The organism is Nocardia veterana NBRC 100344, from assembly GCF_000308855.1.
Taxonomy (GTDB): domain Bacteria; phylum Actinomycetota; class Actinomycetes; order Mycobacteriales; family Mycobacteriaceae; genus Nocardia; species Nocardia veterana.
Window position 1 is genome coordinate 1 of the sequence record NZ_BAGM01000183.1, and the last position, 2593, is coordinate 2593.

The window sequence follows — 2593 nt, forward strand, 5'->3', positions numbered from 1 at the left end:
GCTGTACACGATCGATGAGGGGCACTGGTCGGCCTATAACCAGCGCAAATACGCCAGCGAACCGGTTGATGAAGGAACCTTTGTTGCGGTACCGACTCCGGCTATCGCGGAACAGGTGGCCCTATGAGTGTGGATGCGTCAGTGTCGACGCCGGAAAGCCCTGTCGCCGACGGTGATGGGGCTGTTCCCCGTGAGACGGCAGCGGATCGGCGTGCGCGGCTGAATCTGGTGGAGCTGGCCCAGGCGTCGGCGGAGAAGTTCGGCGTGTGTCGTCGTCCTCTGCCGATGATGGGTTTCGACCAGGTCACCGGGGAGCCGAAATATGTTGGCGCGCCGTGTAAATCGACGTTGGAGTGCGTGTGCCCCGCGTGTGCGGCCAAGGCGCGGGCGCTTCGTATTCAGCAGGCCCGCGAAGGCTGGCACATCGAGGAGGAACCCGTGATCGAGAAGAATTCACCGACCCAACGGCAAACCGAGTTGTTGATCGAGCGGGGCCGGTTGATCGACGACTACGCCGCGGCGAAGGAGGTGGGCGATTCCGAAGCGATGGACGGGATTCGCGAAGAGTTCGCCGAGGTAGATGCGCAGTTGCGAGAGTCGGGGATTCGGGGGAAGCTGCGCAGCTTGGACCCGGAGCCGGAGAAGGAGGCCCGGAAGCGGTCGACCCGGCGGCGGCAGGCTGCTCCGGACCTGCCTCGCAAGAAGGTGGAAAAGACCACGATCGGGCGGCAGTACGCGGGCAAGTACCGGCCCTCGATGTTCGTCACCCTCACCCTGCCCTCCTACGGCCGTGTCGGCCCGGATGGTGCGCCGATCGACCCGGAGTCCTACGACTATCGCCGTGCGGCACGGGATTCGCTGCATTTCGCTGCCTTGTTCGACCGGTTCATCCAGAATTACCGGCGCGTGAGCGGTCGAGACGTGCAGTACTTCGCGGCCGTGGAGCCGCAGAAGCGAGGAGCCCCGCACATTCATATCGCGGTCCGCGGTTCCGACCCGAAAGCGGTGATCCGGCAACTGGTGGCCGCGACGTATCACCAGGTGTGGTGGCCGCACTTCGACGAGCCGGTCTACACCGACCGGTTGCCGTTCTTCGACCATTCGGCCGGCCGATTCGTCGATCCCGATCGGGTGGACCCCGAAACCGGTCAGCGGGTTCCGGTGCCGACCTGGGATGAAGCGCTCGACGTGATGGATGCTGTGGATGACCTGGAACCGGCGCACGTGGTGCGGTTCGGGTCGGTCATGGACATCAAGGGCATCCTCGGCGGCACCGAGGAAGCGAGTCGGCACGTCGGCTACCTGACCAAATACCTGACCAAGGCCATTGGGGACGTGATCGAACCCGAAACCCAGCGCGCCGCAGACCACTACGACCGGCTGCACGCCGAGCTGGCAATCACTCCGTGCTCGCCCTCGTGCGGGCTGTGGTTCCGATACGGCGTGGTCCCGAAGGGCGCCACCGCGAAAACGGTCCCGGGCGTGTGCAAGGGCAAGGCTCACCGTCGTGACACACTCGGCATGCGCGGGCGTCGAATCCTGGTCTCGCGCAAATGGACCGGCAAGGACCTGGCCGACCACAAGGCTGATCGAGTGGAGTTCGTTCGGCAACGTCTCGCTGAGGCCGGTATCTCCAAGCCGCAACTCGACCGGATGATCATCCGGCCCGTGGAACCTGGCGACCCGAACGTGCCACCTCGCGAGCACCTGATCATGTCCATGATCGCGCAGAAAACCTCACGCGAGGCCGAATACCTTCGCGCTCAGCTCGCACACGCGGAACGGAACGCGGCCGAAGCGAAAGCCCGAGCGCCACAGAATAATTCGGCCGACAACGCAGCATAGGGGGGACGGCCATGGAGTTGCCCGAAAATCGGTTATGGACACCGGAGGAAGCGGCCTATTTCCTGAATGTGCCAGTGAAGACGCTCTACCAATGGAAGTGGCAGGGTGAAGGTCCGCCAGTGCGGAAGGTGGGCCGTCACCTGCGGTATCACCCTGGCAAGTTGCGGGCGTGGGTCGAGTTGGAAGAGGCTGCCTGATGGGGCATGTCGAAGATCGGTGGATGCGTCTCAAGCGCGACGTTGAGGGTGCGATCGTTCTCGACTCACGCGGCAAGCCAGTGTTCGAACGGACTGAGCTGTACGGCAAGGGACTTCGCTACCGTGTGCGCTACATCAACCCTGACGGCAAGGAACGGTCGAAGTCGTTCCCGGATAGGCAGAAGAAGCGGGCCGACGACTTCCTGATTGGTGTCGAATCCGACAAGCGCGAGGGCAAGTACATCGACCCTCGGTCAGCGCGGAAGACATTTCGGCAACAGGCCGAGAGTTGGGTTCGCGCTCAGTCGAGTGATCCGGCCACACGAGAGGCGCTCCGCAGTCGGCTTGAATCGCGGATATACCCGACGTTTGGTGATCTTCCCATCGGCCGTATCACGGCGGCGACGGTCCGGGACTGGGTAAGTGCTCTGGAAGAGCGGAAGTTCGCGGACAATTACAAGGCCGTGTTATTCGACATCGTGGTCGGCGTGCTGGAGACGGCCGTGGATGACCGGCTGATACGGGAAAATCCGTGCCGCGCGAAGACAGTC

The 2593-nt window shown here is 63.4% G+C and carries 3 protein-coding genes; all 3 read left to right on the plus strand.

Translation table 11 applies throughout. The features are described 5' to 3' along the window. Positions 1-123 precede the first annotated feature (123 nt). Positions 124-1845 (plus strand): replication initiator, encoded by a 1722-nt coding sequence (locus tag ON37_RS26650; protein WP_245553513.1) that lies wholly within the window; start codon positions 124-126, stop codon positions 1843-1845. Positions 1846-1856: 11 nt separating this feature from the next. Then, a complete protein-coding gene (locus ON37_RS32050; protein WP_083893312.1) occupies positions 1857-2042 on the plus strand; it encodes a helix-turn-helix transcriptional regulator in 186 nt (61 codons plus the stop codon). 23 nt (positions 2043-2065) lie between these two features. Then, the coding region (locus tag ON37_RS26655) for a phage integrase central domain-containing protein (protein ID WP_422615677.1) at positions 2066-2593 on the plus strand (528 nt) is incomplete at its 3' end.